This window comes from Marinomonas sp. CT5 (assembly GCF_018336975.1).
Taxonomy (GTDB): domain Bacteria; phylum Pseudomonadota; class Gammaproteobacteria; order Pseudomonadales; family Marinomonadaceae; genus Marinomonas.
The window spans coordinates 3,641,339-3,665,061 of the sequence record NZ_CP025572.1 but is presented as its reverse complement, the minus strand read 5'-3'; the positions used below and the strand labels follow the sequence as shown (position 1 = coordinate 3,665,061).

At 40.5% G+C, this 23,723-nt stretch carries 19 protein-coding genes and 2 pseudogenes; 12 read left to right on the top strand and 9 right to left on the bottom strand.

Features of this window, described 5'->3' with window-relative positions; translation table 11 throughout:
• Positions 1 to 55: 55 nt before the first annotated feature.
• Positions 56 to 595, top strand: a complete 540-nt coding sequence (locus C0J08_RS17575) for a GNAT family N-acetyltransferase (protein ID WP_249344358.1) — start codon at positions 56 to 58, stop codon at positions 593 to 595.
• A gap of 61 nt (positions 596 to 656) precedes the next feature.
• Here the strand turns inward: C0J08_RS17575 and C0J08_RS17570 are convergent, their stop codons facing one another.
• Positions 657 to 1,508, bottom strand: coding sequence for a thymidylate synthase (locus C0J08_RS17570; RefSeq protein WP_212653201.1), 852 nt, complete (start codon positions 1,506 to 1,508; stop codon positions 657 to 659).
• Positions 1,509 to 1,671: 163 nt separating this feature from the next.
• On the opposite strand from C0J08_RS17570, the gene folA reads away from it, so the two are divergent.
• Together folA and C0J08_RS17560 are read left to right on the top strand one after the other, a co-directional pair.
• Positions 1,672 to 2,181, top strand: a complete 510-nt coding sequence (gene folA / locus C0J08_RS17565; RefSeq protein WP_212653200.1) for a type 3 dihydrofolate reductase — start codon at positions 1,672 to 1,674, stop codon at positions 2,179 to 2,181.
• A gap of 5 nt (positions 2,182 to 2,186) precedes the next feature.
• Positions 2,187 to 2,612 (top strand): secondary thiamine-phosphate synthase enzyme YjbQ, encoded by a 426-nt coding sequence (locus C0J08_RS17560; RefSeq protein ID WP_212653199.1) that lies wholly within the window; start codon positions 2,187 to 2,189, stop codon positions 2,610 to 2,612.
• A gap of 50 nt (positions 2,613 to 2,662) precedes the next feature.
• Here the strand turns inward: C0J08_RS17560 and C0J08_RS17555 are convergent, their stop codons facing one another.
• From C0J08_RS17555 to ilvD, 3 genes are all read right to left on the bottom strand, one after another.
• The gene (locus C0J08_RS17555) at positions 2,663 to 3,886 is read right to left on the bottom strand and encodes a sensor domain-containing diguanylate cyclase (RefSeq protein WP_212653198.1); all 1,224 of its coding nucleotides are present in this window, start codon (positions 3,884 to 3,886) and stop codon (positions 2,663 to 2,665) included.
• Between the two features lie 21 nt (positions 3,887 to 3,907).
• Entirely contained in the window at positions 3,908 to 4,750 is an 843-nt protein-coding gene (locus tag C0J08_RS17550) for a 23S rRNA (adenine(2030)-N(6))-methyltransferase RlmJ (RefSeq protein WP_212653197.1), read from the bottom strand.
• Between the two features lie 83 nt (positions 4,751 to 4,833).
• Complete coding sequence (ilvD, locus tag C0J08_RS17545) at positions 4,834 to 6,678, bottom strand: dihydroxy-acid dehydratase (protein WP_212653196.1); 1,845 nt, start codon at positions 6,676 to 6,678, stop codon at positions 4,834 to 4,836.
• Between the two features lie 135 nt (positions 6,679 to 6,813).
• Here ilvD and C0J08_RS17540 point away from each other — a divergent pair, with 135 nt between their 5' ends.
• A complete protein-coding gene (locus tag C0J08_RS17540) occupies positions 6,814 to 8,034 on the top strand; it encodes an EAL and HDOD domain-containing protein (protein WP_212653195.1) in 1,221 nt (406 codons plus the stop codon).
• 533 nt (positions 8,035 to 8,567) lie between these two features.
• Here C0J08_RS17540 and fdxA read toward each other — a convergent pair.
• Together fdxA and mutS are read right to left on the bottom strand one after the other, a co-directional pair.
• A complete protein-coding gene (fdxA, locus tag C0J08_RS17535) occupies positions 8,568 to 8,891 on the bottom strand; it encodes a ferredoxin FdxA (RefSeq protein ID WP_212653194.1) in 324 nt (107 codons plus the stop codon).
• Between the two features lie 130 nt (positions 8,892 to 9,021).
• Positions 9,022 to 11,673 (bottom strand): DNA mismatch repair protein MutS, encoded by a 2,652-nt coding sequence (gene mutS / locus C0J08_RS17530; RefSeq protein WP_212653193.1) that lies wholly within the window; start codon positions 11,671 to 11,673, stop codon positions 9,022 to 9,024.
• A 78-nt stretch (positions 11,674 to 11,751) separates the two neighbouring features.
• Between mutS and C0J08_RS17525 the strand changes: the two genes are divergently transcribed.
• The 7 genes and pseudogenes from C0J08_RS17525 to C0J08_RS17495 all read left to right on the top strand — a co-directional run bounded on the left by C0J08_RS17525 (position 11,752) and on the right by C0J08_RS17495 (position 19,629).
• A complete protein-coding gene (locus tag C0J08_RS17525; RefSeq protein WP_212653192.1) occupies positions 11,752 to 12,252 on the top strand; it encodes a CinA family protein in 501 nt (166 codons plus the stop codon).
• Between the two features lie 118 nt (positions 12,253 to 12,370).
• A pseudogene (locus tag C0J08_RS17520) lies at positions 12,371 to 12,562 on the top strand (recombinase RecA); the annotation flags it as partial.
• A gap of 121 nt (positions 12,563 to 12,683) precedes the next feature.
• Positions 12,684 to 13,736 carry a recombinase RecA gene (gene recA, locus C0J08_RS17515; protein ID WP_212653191.1) on the top strand — a complete coding sequence of 351 codons (1,053 nt, stop codon included), beginning with the start codon at positions 12,684 to 12,686 and terminating at the stop codon, positions 13,734 to 13,736.
• Between the two features lie 56 nt (positions 13,737 to 13,792).
• Positions 13,793 to 15,874: a hypothetical protein gene (locus tag C0J08_RS17510; RefSeq protein ID WP_212653190.1), complete on the top strand. Its 2,082-nt coding sequence runs from the start codon at positions 13,793 to 13,795 to the stop codon at positions 15,872 to 15,874.
• Positions 15,874 to 17,946: a site-specific integrase gene (locus tag C0J08_RS17505; RefSeq protein ID WP_212653189.1), complete on the top strand. Its 2,073-nt coding sequence runs from the start codon at positions 15,874 to 15,876 to the stop codon at positions 17,944 to 17,946. Before C0J08_RS17510 ends, C0J08_RS17505 begins: the two co-directional genes overlap by 1 nt.
• The gene (locus tag C0J08_RS17500) at positions 17,939 to 18,409 is read left to right on the top strand and encodes a hypothetical protein (protein WP_212653188.1); all 471 of its coding nucleotides are present in this window, start codon (positions 17,939 to 17,941) and stop codon (positions 18,407 to 18,409) included. Before C0J08_RS17505 ends, C0J08_RS17500 begins: the two co-directional genes overlap by 8 nt.
• Positions 18,406 to 19,629 carry a tyrosine-type recombinase/integrase gene (locus C0J08_RS17495; protein ID WP_212653187.1) on the top strand — a complete coding sequence of 408 codons (1,224 nt, stop codon included), beginning with the start codon at positions 18,406 to 18,408 and terminating at the stop codon, positions 19,627 to 19,629. Before C0J08_RS17500 ends, C0J08_RS17495 begins: the two co-directional genes overlap by 4 nt.
• A gap of 148 nt (positions 19,630 to 19,777) precedes the next feature.
• Here C0J08_RS17495 and C0J08_RS17490 read toward each other — a convergent pair whose 3' ends face one another.
• Together C0J08_RS17490 and C0J08_RS17485 are read right to left on the bottom strand one after the other, a co-directional pair.
• A complete protein-coding gene (locus C0J08_RS17490; protein WP_212653186.1) occupies positions 19,778 to 21,175 on the bottom strand; it encodes a DEAD/DEAH box helicase in 1,398 nt (465 codons plus the stop codon).
• Positions 21,172 to 21,672 (bottom strand): hypothetical protein, encoded by a 501-nt coding sequence (locus C0J08_RS17485; protein WP_072841621.1) that lies wholly within the window; start codon positions 21,670 to 21,672, stop codon positions 21,172 to 21,174. Before C0J08_RS17485 ends, C0J08_RS17490 begins: the two co-directional genes overlap by 4 nt.
• A gap of 90 nt (positions 21,673 to 21,762) precedes the next feature.
• Between C0J08_RS17485 and C0J08_RS17480 the strand changes: the two genes are divergently transcribed.
• On the top strand, positions 21,763 to 21,972 hold the full coding sequence (locus C0J08_RS17480) for a helix-turn-helix domain-containing protein (protein ID WP_212653185.1): 210 nt from the start codon (positions 21,763 to 21,765) through the stop codon (positions 21,970 to 21,972).
• 208 nt (positions 21,973 to 22,180) lie between these two features.
• Here the strand turns inward: C0J08_RS17480 and C0J08_RS17475 are convergent.
• Positions 22,181 to 23,336: pseudogene (locus tag C0J08_RS17475) on the bottom strand (IS3 family transposase).
• Positions 23,337 to 23,723: the final 387 nt, after the last annotated feature.

Genomic DNA, 23,723 nt, shown 5'->3' with positions numbered 1-23,723 from the left:
TAAATGAAAGCAGTCAATTGGCTGCTTTTTTTATAAAAGAGTGAAGGAAAAGGTTGTGGCGTACTCCTTGGGCCTTGGCGATCAACAGGTAAGTCTTCGGCTGTTATCTCGATCTGATTATGCGTCTTTGTTACGCTTTGAAGTCGAGAACCGAGCTTGGTTTGAATCGCATATTAATCCGAGGGAAGCGGAGTTTTATGCGGTTGACGGTGTGAAAAATCACATAGAAGAATGCCTCTCGCAATATCAAAGGAAAGTCATGTTGCCTATGCTGATTACTCATGAGACGGGTGAGATTATTGGGCGGATTAACTTAACCAATATTAACTCGGTGTTGAGTGAGGCGTATTTGGGCTATCGAATGAGTGAAAAATTTACCGGTCGTGGTATCGCCAAACGTGCTGTTGAACAAATGATTCAACTAGCCAAAGAACTCAATCTACATACCTTGATGGCCTTTGCTTCGATAGGCAATAGGGCTTCACAGACAGTGTTGGCTCGCAATGGTTTTGTGGAAATGAAGACCCATGAAAACTTCGCTGAAGTGCTGGGTTGCAGTGTTGATTGTATTGAATATCTTAAAACTATTGAGTGAAAAATGGCGAACCTTGCCTGGTTCGCCATTTTTCTTTTAGGTTACTTAAATCGAGAGTCGATTACACTGAGAAGGGATAAGCGATAGGGTCGTGGAATTGATAACCTTTGACTTCGAAATCATCCATGGTCACCCAAGTTTCGATGTCTTTAAGAGACTTGATCTCAGGGTTGATTTTTAGTGTAGGTAACGGATAAGGTTCACGTTTTAGCTGTACGTCACGCATTAGTTCTAGCTGATCTTCATAGATGTGAGCGTTCACTATTTTATGAAAGGCTTGTCCCGGTTTCTTGCCTGTTATCTGCGCAACAATGGCCAGCAAGACATACACTTGAACCATGTTGAAGTTAAGGCCAAGCGGTACATCGCAACTGCGTTGAGTGCTGTTTAGATAAAGTGTATCGCCCAGTAGAGAAAAGTGGTGGCTGTACATGCAGGGACGTAGGCAAGCCATATGAAATGCGCCTGGGTGATAAAAAGTGAGGATTTCCCCACGGTTATCCACACCACGGCTAAGATCATCAATAATTTGCTTTAATAAGTCGATATGACCACCGTCTGGTTTAGGAAAATTACGGCCAATGGCGCCGTAGCATAGCCCCATGTCGTCTTCACCTTTACGGTATGGGTTGTTTAGCCATACTTCGTTTTCGTTGGCATTGGCGTCCCATGTTTTGGTGCCCAAGGCACGAAAGTCTGCCGCATTATCGTAGCCTCTTAAATAACCAATGATTTCGGCAATAGCCGATTTCCAGTAGCTTTTGCGGGTGGTGACTAGGGGAAACTCACCTTTGCTGACATCATAGGTAAGGTCGGCATTAATAACGGTTAGACAACGCTTGCCTGTTCGCTCGTTATTAACCCATTCGCCTTCGTTAATAATGCGGTGGCAGAGGTCTAGGTATTGTTTCATAAAAATGCCTTGTCTGTTTTGCCTTGATGATTCTTGTTCTTGCTGGTTAAGAAATGCAATCTGAATCGTCATGGGTATAATAAATACTGTTGATTATATCAGAACCCTTTGCTCTTGGATTGTCAGAGCAAAGAAGAGCCAAGATTTTTACGTAGGTTATTTTATGTTGTCACTTATTGTTGCTATGTCCACAAACCGAACCATCGGTATTAATAACTCGTTGCCTTGGCATCTTCCAAACGATCTTAAATACTTCAAGCAAGCGACCATGGGGAAGCCCATAGTTATGGGGCGCAAAACCTTTGAATCGATTGGTAAGCCACTACCGGGGCGCCGCAATATTGTCATTAGTCGAGATCCTAATTACCAAGCGGAAGGCGTTGATGTGGTGACGACATTGGAAGCGGCCATTTCACTTGGTGAAGACATTTGTTTAGTGAATGGTCAGGAAGAGGTGATGGTAATTGGCGGTGCGCAAATTTATCAGTTGGCCCTTGAGCGAGCGGATCGTTTGTACATTACTCATGTGGATGCGGAAGTAGAAGGCGATGCGTTTTTTCCAGAAGTAGACTGGCCGTCGTTTACTCTAATAGCGGAAGAAGCATTTCCTGCTGAAGGACCAAATCCATACGATTATCGTTTTTCTGTTTACCAAAGAACCAGTGCAGAGTAGTTTCTATGTGGCAACAAGTTGAGATTGAATTACCCGCGATGCGCCGAGGTTTTTATTTAATTACCGATCAGGTAGAAGTGGCCTTAGCAAAAATGTCGCCTGTCTCTATCGGCTTGTTGCATATTCAACTGCTGCACACCTCAGCGTCTTTAACGATCAACGAAAACGCTGACCCATCAGTACGCCGCGACATGGAGAAACACTTTTCTTATATGGTCCCAGAAGACCAACCTTATTATGAGCATACTTATGAAGGCAGCGATGACATGCCTGCACACATCAAGGCAAGTATGTTGGGCTCATCTCTAATGATCCCGATTCGAGATAAGAGGTTGTGCTTAGGGATTTGGCAAGGAATTTACTTGGGAGAACATCGAGATTATGGTGGTTCTAGAAGGATAGTTTTGACCTTACAAGGTGAGTCTTGTTAGAACGAAAAACGCCGCATTTTAAATGCGGCGTTTTACTGGCGCTTATCAACTTAACTTACGACAATTTGTTTGTCTAAAGCTTGTCCATTTTCAACGGCTTGATTGGCGCTCAATGCCAGTTCTTCAATGGTTTCGCCATCTTCAGGGAAGGCTGCAATACCAACACAAAAATCCATGGGGTCCGAGTTGCCATTGAGCAAGGATGTAGCTTCCGCTTCTGTTGGTGTAATAATTTGGCTCAGTAACGTTTTCGCATCTTTAACACTGGTATTGGGTAAAAGTAGTAACAGTTTATCTGGTTCTACTCTAGCCAAGACATCGGCTTCTCTGATTTTTTTATAGATATAGCGAGCGGATGTTTGTATAGCAATGTTGCGTGCTTCCATGGGCAGTTTACTTAGGCGATCATTAGAATCAAGGTTGATCTTTGCCATGGTCAGCGGTGTGTATTGACGCTTTGCGAGGCCTAATTGTTTTTTAAAGTGTGTCAGTGCCGCTCCGCGTGTTAACAACCCTGTTAGTTCGTCAAATGTGGCCTGATTACGCAGGTGCTCTTCCAGCGCTTTTTGGTGGCTAATATCGACCATGAAACCAATGACTTTTTTGATACTGCCATCAGATCCTTTGGTATAGCTTCTACCGCGCTCTTTCACCCATAGATAACGTTGATCACCCGTTAGAATTCGATATTCCACTTCATAATAATCTTGATTGAGTGATATATGTTCATTCATAACGTTAATATATCTTTTGACGTCATCAGGGTGAACTAAAGCCGTCCATTCATTTGTTGAGCGGGGTGTGCGATCAGGTGGATAGTTTAATAGGGTGGCAATGGATTTGGAGCAGGATACAAGATCTGTTTCTGTTTCCCATATCCATAATCCTGCTGATGACTCAGTCAGGGCAAATTTAAGTAACGTGTTTTCTGCCGCAGAAAGGTCCATATGGTCCGTGTTGTAGACGCAAGCTATTACTATATCGCCCAAGTGGCGTAGCTCAAGCTCCATATTAATGAGTTCTTCACCGACACGAATTAAACTTTCACAGCGTTCTATATTGCCCTTTTTAATTTTCTCGTCGAGCGCTTTCCAGTCCTCAAGAGACACTGCATCTTCACAGAGTGACTCCCATTTATTGGGAGGCGTCGCATTAAAATTTTCAAACAAAACTTCAAAGCTTTTATTGTATGACAGTAGCTTGCCAGTGCCGCTTTCAATTATAAAAGCCGGTGTTGGCATGTTTTTAAATGCGAGTTCGAAAGGCGTGCTCATGACGCGCTCCTTATAATTTGGTTATTCAGGGGTAATCCAAGTGACTTGATAACCCGCTTCATTGTCTTCTGCTAACAACTGGCTAAGAACAGGTAAAAATTCCTTGGCTTCTTTTTCTAGTGTCCAAGGAGGGTTGACGATAATCATACCACTTCCAGCCATTCCTCGTTCTTGTTCTGTGTTCCTAATGCAAAGCTCAAGCAGCAATACATTACGTATATTAGTGGCTTTAACTGATTTCAATAATTCATTGGCCTGCTGGCGATTTAATACCGGATACCAAATAGCGTAAGTGCCTTGAGGAAAGCGCTTATGGCCTTCTTCTAATGCTTGAACCACATATTGATAATCTTTTTTGACCTCGTAAGGCGGATCCATCAAAACAAATCCACGCTTTTGTGGAGGTGGTAGCATGGCTTTTACCGCAGCAAAACCATTATCTTTGACCACATTGGCTTTACGCTTGTTTGGAAAAAGTGCCGCCAACAGTGGAAAGTCGTTTGGATGCAGTTCACACAAGTGTAGCTTGTCTTTTTGACGAACATAATAGTCGACAATTTTCGGGCTACCTGGATAAAACTCGAGTTTATCGGTTGGGTTCATTTCTCGAACGATGTCTAACAAACCTTCCAATGGTTCAGGTAAGTCGTCTTCTTTCATTAGGCGGGCTATGCCTGAATGAAATTCTTTGTTTTTTTGTGCTTGCTCAGAATTCAGCGAATATTGACCAATGCCAGCATGGGTATCTAGATAGAAAAAGGGAGTATCCTTTTTAACAAAGTGACGGCAGATTTGACTGACAGTCAAATGTTTTAAAATATCAGCGTGGTTGCCTGCATGATAAATATGGCGATAGCTGAGCATGGTTTTTCCTGTTAATTTGTGGTGTGTTGTTAATGAAAAAGGCCGCTTTTGCAAAGCGGCCTTTTAATTTCTTTGCTTAAACCTTAGTCAATTTTACTAATGTCACGAACTGCGCCTTTGTCTGCACTGGTAGCAAAGTGCGCATAGACTTTCAGTGCAGGAGATACTTTACGTGGACGTTCTTCAGCTGGTTTCCATCCATTAGCACCTTTCGCATTCATCGCATCACGACGAGCTTGTAGTTCTTCATCGCTTAGTAACACGTTAATAGTACGATTTGGAATGTCGATACGAATGATATCGCCACTTTGAACCAAGCCAATAGCGCCACCGGCAGCGGCTTCAGGTGAAACGTGACCAATAGATAAACCAGAGGTACCACCAGAAAAACGGCCATCTGTTAGTAAGGCGCAGGCTTTACCTAAACCTTTCGATTTAATATAAGACGTTGGGTAAAGCATTTCTTGCATGCCTGGTCCGCCTTTTGGCCCTTCGTAACGTACGATGACCACCTCACCGGCTTTTACTTTGTCATCTAAGATATTTTTAACCGCTTCGTCTTGAGATTCTGTTATGTGAGCAGGACCTTCAAATACTAAGCAGGATTCGTCGACACCAGCGCTTTTGACCACACAGCCATCAACAGCGATATTGCCATAAAGTACGGCTAATCCACCTTCTTGTGAAAAGGCGTTTTCGATAGAGCGGAAACAGCCATCTTTACGGTCACCGTCTAGAGAGGGCCAGCGAGTAGATTGGCTAAATGCTGTTTGTGTCGGAATGCCAGCTGGACCCGCTTTGTAAAACTCGATGATTTCAGGTGTTGGAGAACGCATGATATCCCACGTTTCCAGTGCCTCTTCCATGGTTTTTGCGTGAACCGTATGACATTGGTTATGCAACAAACCAGCACGATCCAATTCACCTAATAAACCAAAAATACCACCAGCACGATGAACATCTTCAATATGATATTTTGGTGAGTTGGGTGCCACTTTACATAGCTGAGGTACTTTACGAGACAGGCGGTCGATATCTTCCATGGTGAAATCAACACCGGCTTCACGAGCAATCGCTAATAGGTGAAGAATTGTGTTGGTCGAGCCGCCCATTGCAATGTCTAGTGTCATGGCATTTTCAAAGGCACCGAAGCTGGCAATAGAGCGTGGTGCCCAGTTAGCTTCGTCATTTTCGTAGAAACGTTTGGTGATTTCGACAATTCGACGACCCGCCTCTACGAATAATCTATGACGGTCAGAGTGAGTTGCTAGTGTTGTACCATTGCCTGGCAAACTTAGACCAAGAGCCTCAGTCAGACAGTTCATAGAGTTCGCTGTGAACATGCCAGAACAAGAGCCACAAGTCGGGCAAGCTGAACGTTCGTATTCGGCTACTTTTTCATCGGTTGCTGTTGGGTCGGCCGCGATAACCATGGCATCAACAAGGTCTAGCTTGTTCTCAGAAAGTTTGGTTTTACCTGCTTCCATTGGACCGCCAGAGACAAAAATAACCGGAATATTTAGGCGCATTGCTGCCATTAGCATTCCTGGTGTAATTTTGTCACAGTTTGAGATACACACTAGTGCGTCGGCGCAATGTGCGTTAACCATGTATTCTACAGAGTCAGCAATAAGATCACGGGAAGGAAGGCTGTAAAGCATACCGTCATGACCCATAGCGATACCATCGTCGACGGCAATTGTGTTAAATTCTTTTGCAACACCGCCTGCCTCTTCAATTTCACGGCAAACTAGCTGACCAAGGTCTTTTAGGTGTACGTGACCTGGTACAAATTGTGTGAAAGAGTTTGCAACGGCAATGATTGGCTTTTGAAAGTCGTCGTCTTTCATACCTGTTGCACGCCATAGAGCACGAGCCCCAGCCATATTGCGGCCAGAGGTGGTTGTCTTAGAACGGTATATTGGCATTATTTTCCCCACAGATTTTTTGCTTTATATATCCGCCCATGTTACCAAGTTTATTGTCTATGCCCAATGGCAATTTTTAGACAATATTGAGACACTGTACTAATTCGTCATGGATCTCTTTCTGGAAAAAATAATATGGCCGAAAATGTACCACTTGCATACGCCAATATTGCGCTGGCAAGGCAGCCAATTGTTGATAACCACTTAGCTGTTATGGGTTATGAGCTTTTCTATCGTAAAAATATCATGGCCACTCAAGCTGATATTGTTGATGACGTAGGTTCAACGGCTCAGGTCATTGCGGCTAGTGTTTTTGAGATAGGTATGGATAACCTTGTTGGGACGAGTAAAGCGTTTGTGAACTTCCCAAGGGCTTATATTTTAAGCTCTAGTGGCATGCCGATTAATAAAGAAAACATCGTTGTTGAAGTACAAGAAAGTGCAGGATTTGATGCAGTACTTTTGACGTCTTTACGTCATTGGGTCAAATCGGGTTGTTCTATTGCACTGGATGATTTCACTTTTCATAGTAAATTAACGCCTTTTATTGAGCTTGCTGACTACATTAAATTAGATTTGCAGTTGTTAGGGCATGACAATTTTCATAAGCAAATTGAGTCGTTAAGAGGCTTTGACGTGAAAATTATTGCGGAAAAGGTCGAAACTTGGGAAGACTATCAATTTTGCCGTTTATTGGGTATTGAATACTTCCAAGGTTATTTCTTTGAGAAGCCGGAACTGGTATCAAGCAAAACCTCTAAAGTGAATAGTATGACGCTTTTGCAGCTCATGTCATCACTGCTAAATACCTCGACGCTTAGTGTTGATGAGCTAGAACGGATTGTCAGTCAAGATGCTGGTTTGGTTCATAAGCTATTGCGCTATTTGAATTCACCTGTGACAGGTTTGGTGGCTTCGGTAGATTCCGTACGTTTAGCGATTATGCTCATAGGGATGGAAAAACTGAAGTCGCTTACTAACCTATTATTAATGTCGGAAATGGTAGGAGAAAGGCACGTCTTGCTTGAGCAGATTATGGTTCGTGCAAAGCATGCAGAACTATTTGCTGAAATTAGAGGTTACAATAATCAAGATAAATATTTCTTAGCGGGTATGTTGTCGATGATTGATGTATGTACAGGCATGAAGTTGGATGACGTGTTGGGAGAATTACCTCTGCCAAGTGAATTTATTAATGCCATTGTGCATCGTTCTGGAAGAGTCGGTAATACGCTAGATTTGGTCGAGAATTACTCTAATGAACATACCATTAAAAATCCTCAAGATTTTGACGATTTAAAAGCGACATATTTAGTCGCGATACAATGGGCGGATGAATTCTTAGTGGCAGTTTGATCATCGATTCGACCTATTTCTCTATGCTTTGTAGTCATTTGCTTACACTCCTGTAGGTGTTTCCCGTTTGTTATGTCGTGAAAGGTAAGTTTCTTCCTCAATTTGAATTTATTTTATTGATTTATAAAGAAAATAATTGATTTTAACGTGATTTCTCGACGTTTGCTTAAAATAAAAAAGCTGGTAAATTTAATCTTATCCAAACGGAGTTCATGGATGAAGAGCGCATGAAGTGCTTATTAAGATGCTATTGATGGCGTCTGGGATTGAATCAGGATGTTCAAGAACAATGGAGTGTTCTATAGGAATAACGTGGTTCAATGGAATGCACCATGCGAAAGGATAGTTTGGGTGCTTCAAGATGAAGCAAGCAGTGATGCTTTACTCATCGGAAGAGTCGCTTAACAGGATGTGAGCAGAAAGCAGGGTGGCCATGAGCCGCCCTTTTTTTATCTATAACTTTTTGTTTTGATTGTTTTAGATATGAAAAAAGCGACCCGAGAGTCGCTTTTTTACGTTTTGTACAAGTAAAATTAGCGCTCTAAATGCTCTAATTTGTCCTCAACGCCGTCCCATTCTGATGCATCAGCTAATGCGTCTTTTTTCTCTGTAATATTTGGCCAGATTAAAGACAAGTCTCTGTTCAATTCAACAAATACTTCTTGGTCTTCAGGTAATTCATCTTCAGAGAAAATGGCATTAGCTGGGCATTCTGGTTCGCACAATGCACAGTCAATACACTCATCAGGATTGATTGCCAAAAAGTTAGGGCCTTCATAGAAGCAGTCTACAGGACAAACTTCCACACAGTCAGTGTATTTGCAGCGAATGCAGTTATCGGTAACGATGAAAGCCATTCGACTTCTCCTTACAAGCTATAAAAATGATTGCGCACTATTTTAGAGGTATAGGCTATTTCGCGGCAAGCAACAATCGCTAATATTCTACATTTATCTGCTATTAGCTTATATCGACTGTCGCTTATCGCTAGAGTTCAGATTTTAGCTTATAAAGAGTGTTTATCGCCTCCAATGGCGTCATATTGTCTAAATCCAGTTCTTCAATGGCATTTTTTAATGCGTTTTGCTCTGCTTGAGCAAACATATCGACCTGATGAGGCGGATAGCTGCTTTGATTTTCTTTCGATGTCGGTGGTTTGGGTTTCGCCTTAGACAAGCTTGCGCTGGATGTTGGTTCAATATCCTTTGCATCAAGCTCAATGCCTGTAACCACTTCTAACTCTTTGAGTTTTTCTTTGGCATGGCCAATAACGTCTCGTGGAACACCGGCGAGTTGCGCTACTTGCAAGCCGTATGATTGGCTGGCTGGGCCTTCATGAACCTTGTGTAAGAAAACGATTTCGTCTTCGTACTCTGTTGCAGTTAGATGAACGTTAGCAGCATTCTCTAATTGGTCAGCAAGAGTGGTAAGTTCAAAATAATGGGTAGCGAATAAAACGTAACATTTTAACGTATTGGCTAAGTAGTCGACGGCCGCCCACGCTAATGAAAGTCCATCAAATGTGCTGGTGCCACGTCCGACTTCATCCATTAAGACTAAGCTGTTTTTGCTGGCATTATTTAGGATGTTGGCCGTTTCGGTCATTTCCACCATGAAGGTAGAACGCCCCCCCGCGAGGTCATCAGAAGACCCCATACGAGTAAAGATGCGGTCCACTATAGAGATCGATGCTGATTCAGCAGGAACAAAACAGCCAGTGTGAGCCAATAAGGTAATAAGAGCTATTTGGCGCATGTAAGTCGATTTACCACCCATATTCGGGCCGGTAATCATCAACAATGAGCGTTTGCTGTTTAGCTCAAGGTCATTGGGGACAAATGGTTCGGAAATGACTGACTCTACAACCGGATGACGACCTCCGACGATTTGAATACCACCTCGGTTGTGTAGCTCTGGGCAAGTGAAATTAAGCTGGTTGGCGCGCTCAGCAAAATTGTTTAATACATCTAATTGAGCTAATGCTTGGCTGGTGGTCTGTAGTTCACCTAACACTTCATTTAATAAGTCGAGAAGTTGTTCATAGAGTTCCTTTTCTCGAGCAAGCGATTTGGATTTTGCACTGAGTGCTTTGTCCTCGAAGGCCTTTAGTTCTGGCGTAATAAAACGTTCAGCATTTTTTAGTGTCTGGCGACGAATGTATTCGACCGGCGCTTGATCTGAGTGGAGGCGGCTGATTTCTATGTAATAGCCATGCACTCGGTTAAAGCCAACTTTGAGTGAGCTAATACCGGTACGCTCTTTTTCACTGCGCTCCATTTCGGCAAGAAAGTCTGTCGCATTAGTGGATAAATCCAAAAGTTCGTCTAGTTCTTCATCATAACCTTTAGCAAAAACACCACCATCACGCACAACGGAAGGGGGATTTTCAACAAGTGCTGTTGCTAATGTTTCAGTAATGTTTGGTTGTGCAATAATGCGTTGACTCAGTTCTGTTAGGCGAGGTGACTCCACACTGGCTAATAACTGGTTGATCTCTGGGGTCGCTTCAAGGGCAAATCGCAGGCGTAATAAATCTCTAGGGCGAGCAGAGCGCAAGGCGACTCGCGACAGAATTCGTTCTAGATCGCCTATTTTTTTCAGTGGCGCTTCAAATTCTTCATAAGTTTGCTTGTGCTGTAATTCAGCGACAACTTGCTGCCTTGCTTGAATTTCGTTTAGGTCACGAATGGGCGTATGTAACCAACGTTTTAGTAAACGACTGCCCATTGGAGTGGAGCATTTGTCGAGTACTTCCACAAGAGTATTGCTGTTTCCACCCGTTAGATTGATATCAATTTCAAGGTTACGACGAGTGGCACCATCTATTAATACCGAGTCATCTTTGTGTTCAACCATGATGGCTTGAATGTGTGGCAAAGCGGAACGCTGTGTATCCTTGGCGTATTGCAGTAGAGCGCCAGCGGAAGAAATGGCCGCGGTTAATGCTTCACAACCAAAGCCGGATAAATCTTTGGTATTAAACTGCTGGATGAGCTGGCGATAACTTGATTCATAGTCAAAGTGCCAAGGACCGAGCTCAGCAATACCTTTCTCGAGTTTTAGCGTGTCACGAGCTGGAAAATCTTCCGAAATCAGAATTTCTCTAGGAGATAGGCGTTGTAGTTCGCTAGAGAGGGCTTCATGACCATCAACTTCAAATAGGCAAAAACGACCACTGGCCATGTCTAGGTAGGAAAAACCAAAAATATCTAGGCCTTTGCGCGATTGGTGGGCTAGGGAAAGTAATAAGTTTTCGCGTTTTTCTTCCAGAAACGCTTCATCACTGATTGTGCCAGGTGTCACGATACGAGCAATTTGTCGTTCAACTGGTCCTTTGCTTGTTGCTGGGTCACCGGTTTGTTCAGCCACTACAACCGATTCGCCCATTCTAACTAAGCGCGCAATATAGTTTTCTGCTGCGTGAAAAGGAATGCCAGCCATCGGGATTGGCATTCCGCCAGAATGGCCGCGAGCTGTCAGCGTAATATCAAGTAATTGAGCCGCGCGTTTCGCATCATCGTAAAAAAGTTCGTAAAAGTCTCCCATGCGATAAAAGAGCAGCTGGTTTGGGTGCTGTGATTTAAGGCCGAAGTACTGGCGCATCATAGGCGTGTGATTATCTGCTGGTGTTTTACTCATTCGGGAAGCTCGATTGTGATCCAAAAAATAGAGGGGTATTCTACGGGATATTTTCCTAGGAATTAAGGGATAAGAGTAATGAATCAGATGCAAAAAATGACCCAGTCAGCACAACAAATGGGTGAGCTCTTACAAGCAAGAGGGCAGTTGCTTGTTACCGCTGAATCTTGTACCGGTGGCTTGATTGGTGCGGTGTGCACAGAAATATCAGGAAGCTCGGCTTGGTTTTTTGGTGGGGTGATTAGCTATGCGAATGAAGCCAAAATGCGTGGTTTGTCCGTTAAGGAAGAAACACTTTCCTCTTTTGGTGCTGTATCAGAGCAGACTGTAAGAGAGATGTGTGCTGGAGCGTTACAGTTGGGAGGCGATATTTCTGTTGCCGTGAGTGGCGTAGCCGGACCAAATGGTGGATCGCCAGAAAAGCCTGTTGGTTGTGTCTATATCGGCTGGCAGTGCCTTGGAAAAGAGGCCAGTGTAGAACGTTTTCAGTTTTCCGGGGATCGTCAGGCCGTAAGGGAGGCGACTGTTTTGGCGGCTTTGAGTGGTGTAAAAGAGATCCTTGAAAGTAGTAAAAAATAATACTGTTTTTATATACAGTATTTCTTGAGATTACCTAAAAAAAACGCTAGAGTTACCCACAACGACAATTAGTCACAACGAACGAAAAGTAGCCACAAGGATTTTCATCATGTCATCTATTGCAGACAACAAGAAAAAGGCGCTCGATGCAGCGCTGTCTCAAATCGAGCGTCAATTTGGTAAAGGCGCCATTATGAAGATGGGCGAAGGTGCCAAGCTTGATATTGATACGGTTTCTACCGGATCATTAGGTCTGGATATTGCGTTAGGTGCAGGTGGACTTCCTTACGGTCGTATCTGTGAAATCTACTAAGGCACTATAGCTGAGGTGGTACATGTCCACTTAGTCCTTGATAAAACTGGATCTAAGTGCTTTTTGTCTAGATGTACTGGTACACATAAAGAATATTGAAAAAATATGGGTGAATATAATGGAATCTAAAGTGGTTGACGCTAATAAGAAAAAAGCACTTGATGCAGCTTTATCTCAGATTGAACGTCAGTTTGGAAAAGGCGCGATAATGAAAATGGGGGATACTCCACGAGAAGCGATCCCTAGTGTATCAACAGGCTCTTTAGGATTAGATATAGCCCTTGGTATAGGCGGACTTCCTATGGGTCGTTGTATAGAACTGTATGGACCAGAAAGTTCCGGGAAGACAACCCTAACACTTAGTACAATCGCCGAAGCACAAAAGAAAGGATATACCTGTGCGTTCATTGATGCAGAGCATGCTCTTGATCCATCTTATGCTGAAAAGCTTGGTGTAAATGTTAATGAACTGCTTTTGTCTCAACCAGATACTGGTGAACAAGCGCTTGAAATTGTTGATATGTTGGTTCGCTCAAATGCTGTAAATTTAATTGTTGTAGACTCAGTGGCAGCATTAACGCCTAAAGCAGAAATAGAAGGCGAAATGGGGGATTCCCATATGGGTTTACAGGCTCGTTTAATGTCTCAAGCACTTCGAAAACTTACCGGTGGCGCTAAAAACGCGAATTGTATGATAATATTCATAAACCAGATTCGAATGAAAATCGGTGTCATGTTTGGCTCACCAGAGACGACAACAGGAGGTAACGCCCTTAAGTTCTATTCTTCTGTACGACTTGATATTCGCCGCATAGGATCAGTGAAACAAGGTGACGAAGTTGTTGGTAATGAAACTCGTGTCAAAGTCGTTAAAAACAAAGTTGCTCCTCCTTTCAGACAGGCTGAATTCCAAATCTTGTACGGAGAAGGTATTTATCACATGGGGGAGATCATTGATTTAGGTGTGAAACAAGGCCTAGTTGATAAAGCTGGAGCTTGGTATGCTTATAAAGATACTAAAATTGGACAAGGTAAAGCGAATGCAGCAAAATACCTTGAAGAAAACCCAGATATTGCGAATGAAATTGAAACAGAAATTCGTAATCAACTTATCCAAACCCCTACAAAGAAAGAATCCATTGTGATTGAAGATACGGATAGTCAAGAATGAGCTTAAAGGTTCTTTCTTTTTAATTTGGTGGGGGCTAGTAATAGCCCCCATTTTTTATGGAAGTAAAAGTAAACTCTACCACGATTAGATCATTCTCTATTTACTCGAATACTTTACCGAATAATTTTTTGCTTGATGTCGCAAAGGCTTGGAGGTTACTTAATGCAACGTTTAAAACAGAATCTACCGAAAGAACCTATTACCAACATATAACTAGATGGCTAAGGTTTTTAGCAGATAGACCAAGCCATCCAGTTTGGAGCTATATTGGGCAGGATAACGGATCGTTAGCGGAAGAGTATCTTGCTTGGCAAAACCTCTTAACCGAGTATCGAAACTATATATTTGATACCTTCTTTCAAGAAGACCAATTAAATACTCGTAACAATCAATTAATGGGAGTCAGAAAGCTTCTAGAGTATTTGGCTTATACTAAAACTATTCCGCATGGTCTTGTACTTCGTGGATGGAAAGAAAAGCAACGACTTGGGCAGAGTTCCACATTTTTATCTAATGATTTTTATCGACTTATAAATAGAAGTAAATATGAATTACAAAAAATTGTAGATTCTTTCGATGATAATGATGTTTCGCTTGATGAAGATACTCTCTCTTTGATTAAACATGCACTTGAGAATACTGAGGAAGATTTTGATTTTAACCCAATATCCTTAGTAATTTCCTCGTTACAAAATAGAAAGATTCAGCTTAAAGATCAAGCAGCTAGCGATTATATTGCATATATAGACTCAACAAACCAAGCTAAAAAATGGGCTGAAAACCTAGAGATAAGTGCTTGTGCAGATAAATTCCATAAAGCTATGTTATCAAACGTTGATGCTCATACAAAAATGCACTTGTATAATGAAGCATTAGGCGGAAGCGCAACTTCAGTTTTAGTAAATTATTTGATTCGTTATAACGAAGGAAGGTTGCTTTTAAATACGGATTCACGTTACAGCTTATTTTGGCACCCAGATAGAATGAGTAGATATAACTATAATCGGGATCATATACGAAGGTACCTTGGTTGCTCAAATTATGGGATGGTTTGTGCATTCGCATTTATCATGCTTGAAACTAATGCAAATACAACCAGTGTTTGGGGGTTAAAGGAAGATGATCTAATAGATTTGGATAAAAAATCTTTTCAACTTAATTGGACTAAAAAAAGGCAGCGTGGGCATGAGGCAAAATATAAAAAACTTCCAACGAGAATAGTTGAGCTTGCTCCCCAAACTCTCACTGTAAGAGATGTATTCCTCCACCAAATTGAATGTCGTAAAAAATTCCTCAAAAATGTAATTCAGAAAGATCAAAAATATTTATTTCTTCAGTGGCATAAAAATAATGTAAAAATAAGTGTGAATAAGCGAGTTTATGCACCGAGTAGGCCATCCTTAACGTTATTTAATCGATTTTTTAAGCAACTTTGTAAAAAAGGATCAAACGGAGCTTGGATTACAACTCCTAAAGCTATACGAGGTAGTGCTCTTCTTCTTACGGGACTTGTTACTAGGGACGCAACAGCAGTAATGATTGAAGGCCAGCACGGCTCTTTAACTATGGGTAAACGCTATACATATCACTATCCAGAAATATGGCAACAAGATAAAGAAATACGATTATTTCTTAACTGGTACCAAGCATTATTTACAGTTGATATTGAAGGTTTTGCTGAGAAAATTGGTATTGACCCTATTTTGTATGATGAAAATAAAGAATTTGCTTTGGAACAGCGCCAAAAAGAAGCTCAAAATGCAATTAATCAACAGTTTGGTGGTATTCATTGCATTGATCCAACCGTTGGCGCTCAACCTGGAACAAAAGCTGGTAGTGTATGTAACAAGGTAGATAAATGTCCGACATGCAAGCAGCGAAGGGGGGTATTCGTAACTTCAATAAATAATTTAGCTAATGTTATACAGTGGCATGAAGTTCTTGTTCAATTAAATCAGACTCTAAGCGACAATGATTTTTATAAATGGCGAGTATGGCATGTTTTCACAACCCTCATTCTTGATACCTTTTCAAAAGACCCAACGCATGCCAGATTAATGAGAGAGGCACAAGAAAAAGCAACACTCACTCAAAACTCATACGCAAGCCTCATTCCTGTTGCTGAGGTAAATATCTAATGGCATTGCCAATCATTAATTACGTCAATTATTTTTCAGATTTTGATACTAGAAGCGATATTGAATCCCTAAAGATAAGATGGTTCAAAGACTGCTCTTATGATTCTGATATTTGGGTATTGCAAGACACTAAAAACATGAAAAGGACTTATGATATTGATTGGGAAAACATACCTGTTGGTCCGAATGGTGAGAAGCTAAATAATTATTATGGCACAGTACAATTGATAAAAATGAGTCTCTTGATAAGGGCTTCTACAACAGATAAAAAGCTAGGTATGATAGATTCAGCTGAATCATTATATAAAGCAGCAAATACGTTGTTTAATTTTTATCGATATTTACTTATAATTCCTAATATTTCAAATTTATCTAGTATTAATAGTTCTGTTATTAATCAACTTATTACTGATTATTCTACAAAAGGACTAGTAGTGCGTTTGGACTTAGATTCACGAGCAGTAAATCGATTTGATGAGATAATTTCTAATGGAAATATTGGGGCCTATACAAAAATTAGGAAGTCAACAAAGTATTTAAAGACAAATTTTGAAAAAATAGAATTTGATAACGATAGGTTTTCTTCTGAGCTTGGAATCAGTGCGCGAGCTCTTCAAAATGCTCCTAAATATCAGTTGCTAAAATATAAAACATTAAAGCCACTAGGTTATGAATTGAAAGGAAGTGGTGTGATAAAAAATAATATTGAAACTCAGTCGGAAACTACTATTAGAAAGTCGATATCAATTTTATCAGGTCTAATGCGGCAAGTTTATTTAATGCCTGACCTCTTCACAGAAAATCACCGAGTAGATCGTATGTGGATGGATGATGTTAAAGTATCTAAATTATCTAAAAATAAGGCGACTACTTCTAATTTAAAGACCCGAAATATACCCAAAAATATTATGTATGCAGTAATGGACGAATCTATCCGCTGGGTAATTGATTATGCTAATCCTCTACATTTCTACTTTAAGCGTACTAAGCAAATCTATAAAGAAAGATTTGAGGAGCTAAAAGAGGGAGATGGTGGTGGGAATCTTGAATCACAATCACATTATGCTAGAAAGCTTACTTCTCAGTGGATTAAAAATAATCAACTGGTTAACTTCCCACACCCAATTACAACATATCAACATAAACAAACATCTATTGAACAAATAGTTAATAAACACCTTGTGTCGGCATGTTTACTTGTCATATTAGCATTTACAGCTCGCCGAAGAGATGAGATATATGGACTTAAATCTAATTGTACATATGAAGAAGGCGGACTCTGGTATTTGATTGTTGATCAAGAAAAATTTAATCAAGGTGAGCGAGCTTTACCAACCTTGAAGGTTGTGGCTAAGGCTGTATCTATTCTTGAAGATCTATCAGCGAAAGGAAGAGAAGCTAGTCAATTTGATAACCTTATGCAAGTCACTGGTGCAAATTCTAAACATGGTAAAGCATGGCCGGATTTCAATGGTTTTTGTGACTACGTGGGAATAGAATCAAAAGATGAAGACGGTAAACCATTCATATTTGCTGACCACCAATTTAGGCGATTTTTAGCTATGGCTTATTACTATCAATACCGCGACCCTAACTTATTTACTCTTAATTGGTTTTTAGGTCATGAGTCTATTGAGATGACAATGGATTATATCACTGATAGCGATGGTCAGTGGGAGATGCAGCAAGTTAAAAATGAACGGATTATTGATCTAATTGAAAGTGATTTCAGATCAGATAAATCGTTGATTGGTAATGAAATAGCAGAATTATTTGGAGTCATTGAGGGACAGAGCGAAAAGCGTATTTCAAAAATGGAAGATAAAGGTAAATTAGTTGATAAGTATGTTCTAAATTTTGTCAAAGATGGAGCATGCTTTGGCCTAACTCCTGATATCAAGAATAGAAGTAAATGCTTAGAGAACGGAGCTATACAATGTTCTAGCGCAGCTAAAGGAAGTTGTGAAGGCTGTCCTAATTTACTTCCAGTAGACCAACCAATTAATCACATTAATGTAACAGATTTGGTTTGTTCATCCTCACCCATGATTGAGGCGTTACAAAATGGATAATGGTCTAAAAGCATTATTAATGCAGAAGATAGAGAGCAAAATAACTGCTCTTGAAAGCTACATAAATGGCTCTAGTATCGATTTTTCTATTCCAACTAAGTTTTCCCTTAACTGGTTTGTAACTCTATCAGAGGGGCGCTATGAGAGGTTTTCTAAGTCTTCTAGGGCAATCAAAGGTGGTACAGCGTTAAACAAACGTATTCTAGGACTTTTAAATGAGTGTGAAGCACGCAGAAAAAAAGGAGACCTAAAAGTACAATCTAATGATAAAGAGCTTCAAGGCGTAATTAAAAAACTAAAGGTTGAATTGGAGAATACAAAGAAAGAAAGGGACGCGCAGGCTGAAGAAAACACTGAGCTTCGCAGGCAATTAATTGATGCTAAGAGAAAAAATCAAATTTTTCAAGCGCAGATACGAGATCAAAACACCAATAGAAAAATCATTAGTCTGGAGGGGAAATGAGCCACAAGGTATTAGCTCCTTGTAATTGCCCGAAGGTTATATTCACATCTGGTAGAACTGTTGTTCCTGTGACGGAATGGTTAATTGAACGTAAGTTTAATATTGGTTTGGCTGATAAAACAGTGAGAGCTGATGCGGACCATTTAGCTCATTGGTTAAATTTTTGTGAATCAGAGAAAATAGATTACCTCTCTGAACCAACAAATTATACTATGGAGCGTTATCGTGATGAGGCTCTTTCCCGCCTATCTAATGAAAGTTGTGATCTTTATTTATCATCGATATGTAGGTTTTATTGGTGGTGTCAAAACAACACTTCTTACTGTTCAAATATGATTGGATGGCCAAACAAAGCAGATAACACTAATTTCAACATCATAGTTAAAAAGCCTTCTAAGGGAGTAAACGATTTTAGTATACCATTTCTAAAAGGCGGTATACAAAAACCAATGAAATATATCCCTAGCGTCCATGAGATAAGAGAGTTGAATGACTACCTCACTAAAGAAGTCAGAAATCAAAAGGACTCTGTAGGTGAATTCTTGGCTGTCCGAAATCAGCTGATGGTTAGATGGGCGACTGAGGCCGCATTGCGATCACAAGAACTTATTCGTTTACAAATTTCTGATTTACCTCGAGTTGATGATTTTAATTCTTCTATGTCAGAAGTATACATTCATAGAGGCACTAAATATGGAAAGCACAGAAAGGTTACAGTGAGTAAAAGTTTAATAAAGGCCACTTGGGATTATGTCGAATATGAGAGAGATGACGTTATAAGTAATATTTGGACGAAATGTGGTGATGTTGATAATGTTTTCATCAATGCTGGTAATAGATCTCTAAAACCAAGAATGAGCAAAAATACATTTTATACAGTATTAACTTCATTTAACCCAAAGATAACTCCACACGCTTTAAGGCGTTTCGGTTTAACAAGGTTTGCTGCAAGGTTAATTAAAATCGAACGTATTATTAGAAGAGAAAGCAATGATCTAAAGCAAATTGATGTTAGGAATGTTGAGCAAGCATTAAGACTGCAGGCTGGCCATCAATCTGTAACAACAACTATAAAACGGTATGTAGATTATGCTTTAGCTGTTGATTTGGATGAGGATGAAATGCAGTCCATGGCGACTAGAATTGAAGAGTTAGAATGGGAGCTTGAAAATCTTAAGTCAAGAAAAAGTGCAAGTACAGATTTGAGAGAATATATATGACTCCTAGATTGCAACATCAAGAGTCTTGGTGTTGACGTCTAGCAAACTCTGGGAAGTCCACACTTACCTTTTTTGTAGGAATCTCTAGGGCTAAGAGTAGGCTTGTTTCTTACTGAAACTTAGGCCACTTACTTATTCTTCTCTGTTTTTATAGAGATAGAATTGTTGTCCGATAAGAATCCTTATCAAAAGCCATTTTAACAGAGTATGAAGCTTCTGATGTCATGTCGTGAAGCCTATCAAATGAATGTGTACGGCTTGATGACGCTGTTTTCATAGTCATAAGGCCGTTTTTTTCTAGACTTTGAATGGATGTATTTGAATCAGCCATTTTTATTAGAGTCTGCTCTTCGAGGTCTTTTATTCTCATCGAATCTTCTGGTAGGTCCTGGTTAATTCGTTCTGAATATTCAATTAGCTTTGGTTCAGCAAACGCTATCATGGAACAAGGTTCATCTGTCTTTTGGTCCATTCGTAGAATCCGGCCAAGCACTTGACGGAAGTAAAGCTCAGTTCTAACGTTACTCAGATAAGCACAGACTTGTAATCGAGGGATATCTGTACCCTCACTAACCATACCAATAGATACAATCCAGTCAATTGTTGAAGTTTGAAAGCCTCTGATGTTTTCATGGGCATCATTTTGATCATAACTAACTACGATAGAGCTCTCATTAAAGTTAGTGGTAATAAATTGAGATATCCGCCTAGCTTGGTCAATTGATGATGCAACAACTAACCCTGCTGCACGAGGGTGTTTCCCTCTAATTCTAGTCAGCTCTTCATGGGCATAAGTCATGAGCTGACTTAGTGAGTCTTGATGAGTTAGTAGCTCGCAATATTTTAGTTTTTCAGCCTCAATCGCTTGTCGAATACTACTAAATTTATGAGTTTCAGAATTCTCCTGAACATCAATCGAGCTATTATCGAGCAATATTAAACTAGGTCTCCTACAAACCTTATCTCGAACCGCGTCGCCCAATCCATACACGAAGTCTGTATCAAGTTCTTGCGGCTCTCCAGAATAGCTCTGAAGCGCTATTTTTGTGTTGTCTGATCGCCAAGGAGTACCGCTCAAAGTTAGTGTTAATGGATAGCCTTCTGATATTAAAGAAACTAACAACTGTCCCCATTGATTAGACGTGCTACTTACCCCAGAAGCGCAGTGATGAATTTCATCAGAGATTATTAGAATGCGGTAGTTCTTTATTACATGTGCAAGTTCTTGGTAGGCGTATTGGATTCCTTGATAGGTAATAACCAAGCCTTTTGTGCCTATTCGACCATCAAAGCGATCATTTAATATATTGCTGAAGGTTTCTTGAATGCTGCCATGGACACTCACAGAGGGCGCAAAGCAAAGAACGAAATCAATGTGGTTAGCATCTAATAAGCTTTTTGCTAACGAAGCAGAAAATCTTGTTTTTCCGGCACCTGGTGCAGCAACGCACATAAAGTTTTGCTGACCATTTTGATAGACTTCTAAAGCTTTAGATAAACAGCTCTTTTGCCAAGTTCTTAGTGAGAGGTTTTGCATTTTCTTCATGAGAGCGCAAGTAATATGGTTTGAGTGCTAGTTAGTAAGCCGTTTAGTGTTATCGCTCGCTTTTTAGCTTCACTTTTTTTAGATATCAACAAATCAAGCTGAGTGGGTAATAGGGACTTCATCTCCTCATAGCCTTGGGCTTCGGCAATACATAGTTCAAGTTCATACTCAAGTTCAGCTTTACGCTTCAAGAGCATTTCTTTCTCACTCGCTACAACGGCAATTGGTGTATTTTTTTGCGTTTTGGTTTCATCTAAAATTTTCGCTTTGGCATAATGAGTACTCTTACCACTTTTTGAAGCAACGACTAACTCACCTGACTTAACTAAACGATGAATTTTTAGATAAATAGCATGTCGTGCTTTTTTCATTTCAATAGGGTTGTCTTCGCCGTATTTTTCAACATAGTGTTTGAGTACGTCATTTATAGTGGCTTTTTTTAGTGTAGTTGCTTGGAAGAACTCCTCGACAACGTGAGCGATGGGCTTAGATCTCAAAATAACTATCTCGATTTGTAAAATACGGATTATAGTCCGTGGATATATAGTCCGCAATTAGCGATTGTATTTCATTTTTGAGATATAAAAATGAGAAACATAGCAAAAGAGGTTGGAGAGCTAATTCGGAGTCAACGTAAAGCGCGTGGTATCTCTCAAGAAGCTTTAGCGGCAAAATCCAAGATAGACCGCAGTTATATGGGGCGAATAGAGCGAGGTGAGGTGAATGTTACGTTAAAAGCTCTGTGGGATATCGCTGCGTCGATGGATATCTCGACGAAAATACTGATCCCCGATTGAGAATTCAGCTGCTGCCTATGATGTTATGTATTAGTCTTTACTTGATCTGATCTTTTAGTTTCGATGAATAGGTTTGGACTTCATCGGACAGACAGCTATGAGCGAAGAATTGACGGTGGAATAACTTGTTTTTGGACAAAAATGATTCAGTGTAGTAGCACAAAAAAACTGTGATAGATTAGGAAAAGTACCTTGAAATGAATCGCCACTAGTTCAGTAGACACTTCTCAGTCATCTTTTCGAACAGTTTCTCATACTCAACAGGTGACAACATATCATTAGCGCTATGGCGTCTGACAGGGTTATAAAACATTTCTATATAATTAAAAATGTCTTGTTTGGCTTCGCCCCTTGTCGAGTAAATCTTTCGCTTCACTCGCTCTCTCTTTAAAAGCTGGAAAAAGCTTTCAGCAACAGCATTATCATGACAGTTCCCACGTCGACTCATGCTGGCTTGTAAATTGTGATCGTCCAAAAATCTATGCCACTCATAGCTCGTAAACTGACTGCCTTGGTCTGAATGGATTATTACCCTTTGCTTTGATTTTCTTCTCCACACAGCCATCATCAGTGCATCAAGAACAAGTTCCTTCACCATTCTTGGTCCCATGCTCCAGCCTATTATTCGACGGGATAGAGATCAAGTACGACAGATAAATATAGCCAGCCTTCGTGAGTTCGGATATAGGTGATATCTTTAACCCACGCTGTATTCGGGCTTTCTGGATTAAACTGTCTTTCAAGCACATTGTTGGCTATTGTATGTGTTTCTCCTGACCGAGCTCTAGGCTTTCGGTAACCCACCTGAGCCTTAAGGCCTGCTCTTCGCATCAGATAATGCACTCGATTAATACCACAAGATTCATTCAAGGATCTCAGGTCTTGATAGATCTTTCGATAACCGTAGACACAACCCGATTCCAGCCAAAGTTGTTTAACAAGACCTGTTAGCCGTTCATTTTCCTTAGCAAGTTTTGATTTTGGCTCTTTCAACCAAACGTAATAGCCACTGGGATGAACATCGAAGAGATTACACAGTCGCCTTACTGAAAAATCGGCACAGTGGTCCCTGATAAAGGCGTATCTTAGTCTGGGTGGCTTGCGAAGTACGCCGCGGCTTTTTTTAACAGGTCGCGCTCTTCCGTCACTCGCTTGAGTTCTTTCCGAAGACGAAGGATCTCGCTCGACTCAGCAGAAGCCTCTGCAAACGATTCTGCCTCAGGGCCATATCGTTTAATCCAAGCGTATAAACTGTGAGTGGTGGTGCCTAAGCGATTAGCGACTTCAGCAACACTAAAGCCTGCTTCAGTCACTTGCTTAACCGCTTCAATTTTGAATTGTTCTGGGTAACGTGTTTTACTCATAAATACCTCTCAATTAGATCATTTTATCTAACTAAAAGGTGTCTAGCTAATTAGTGGCGATTCAGTTCCTTTTTTTCTGGTGATGTAGAAAAATACTACTACTATTCCAATTAATAGCCAAAACTCCATATTAACCTCGGTTCTTATATTTTAGTTGAAATGTGATCTAGTAAAGCTTGGAAAATCTATTGTTCCACCTTTCTGTGGCTTATTACAATAATTCATTATGTTTTCTAGTGTCGTGACTTGTTAATTAAGATTCTGTATCACAGTGCTGACACGAGCATTTCAGCTCTGCCACGTACACTTATTGTTAAGCTAATATCTGTAAGTCAACTTGGAATCCACCTACTTAATAACGTGTATCATTATTGAGTATCTCTTCTA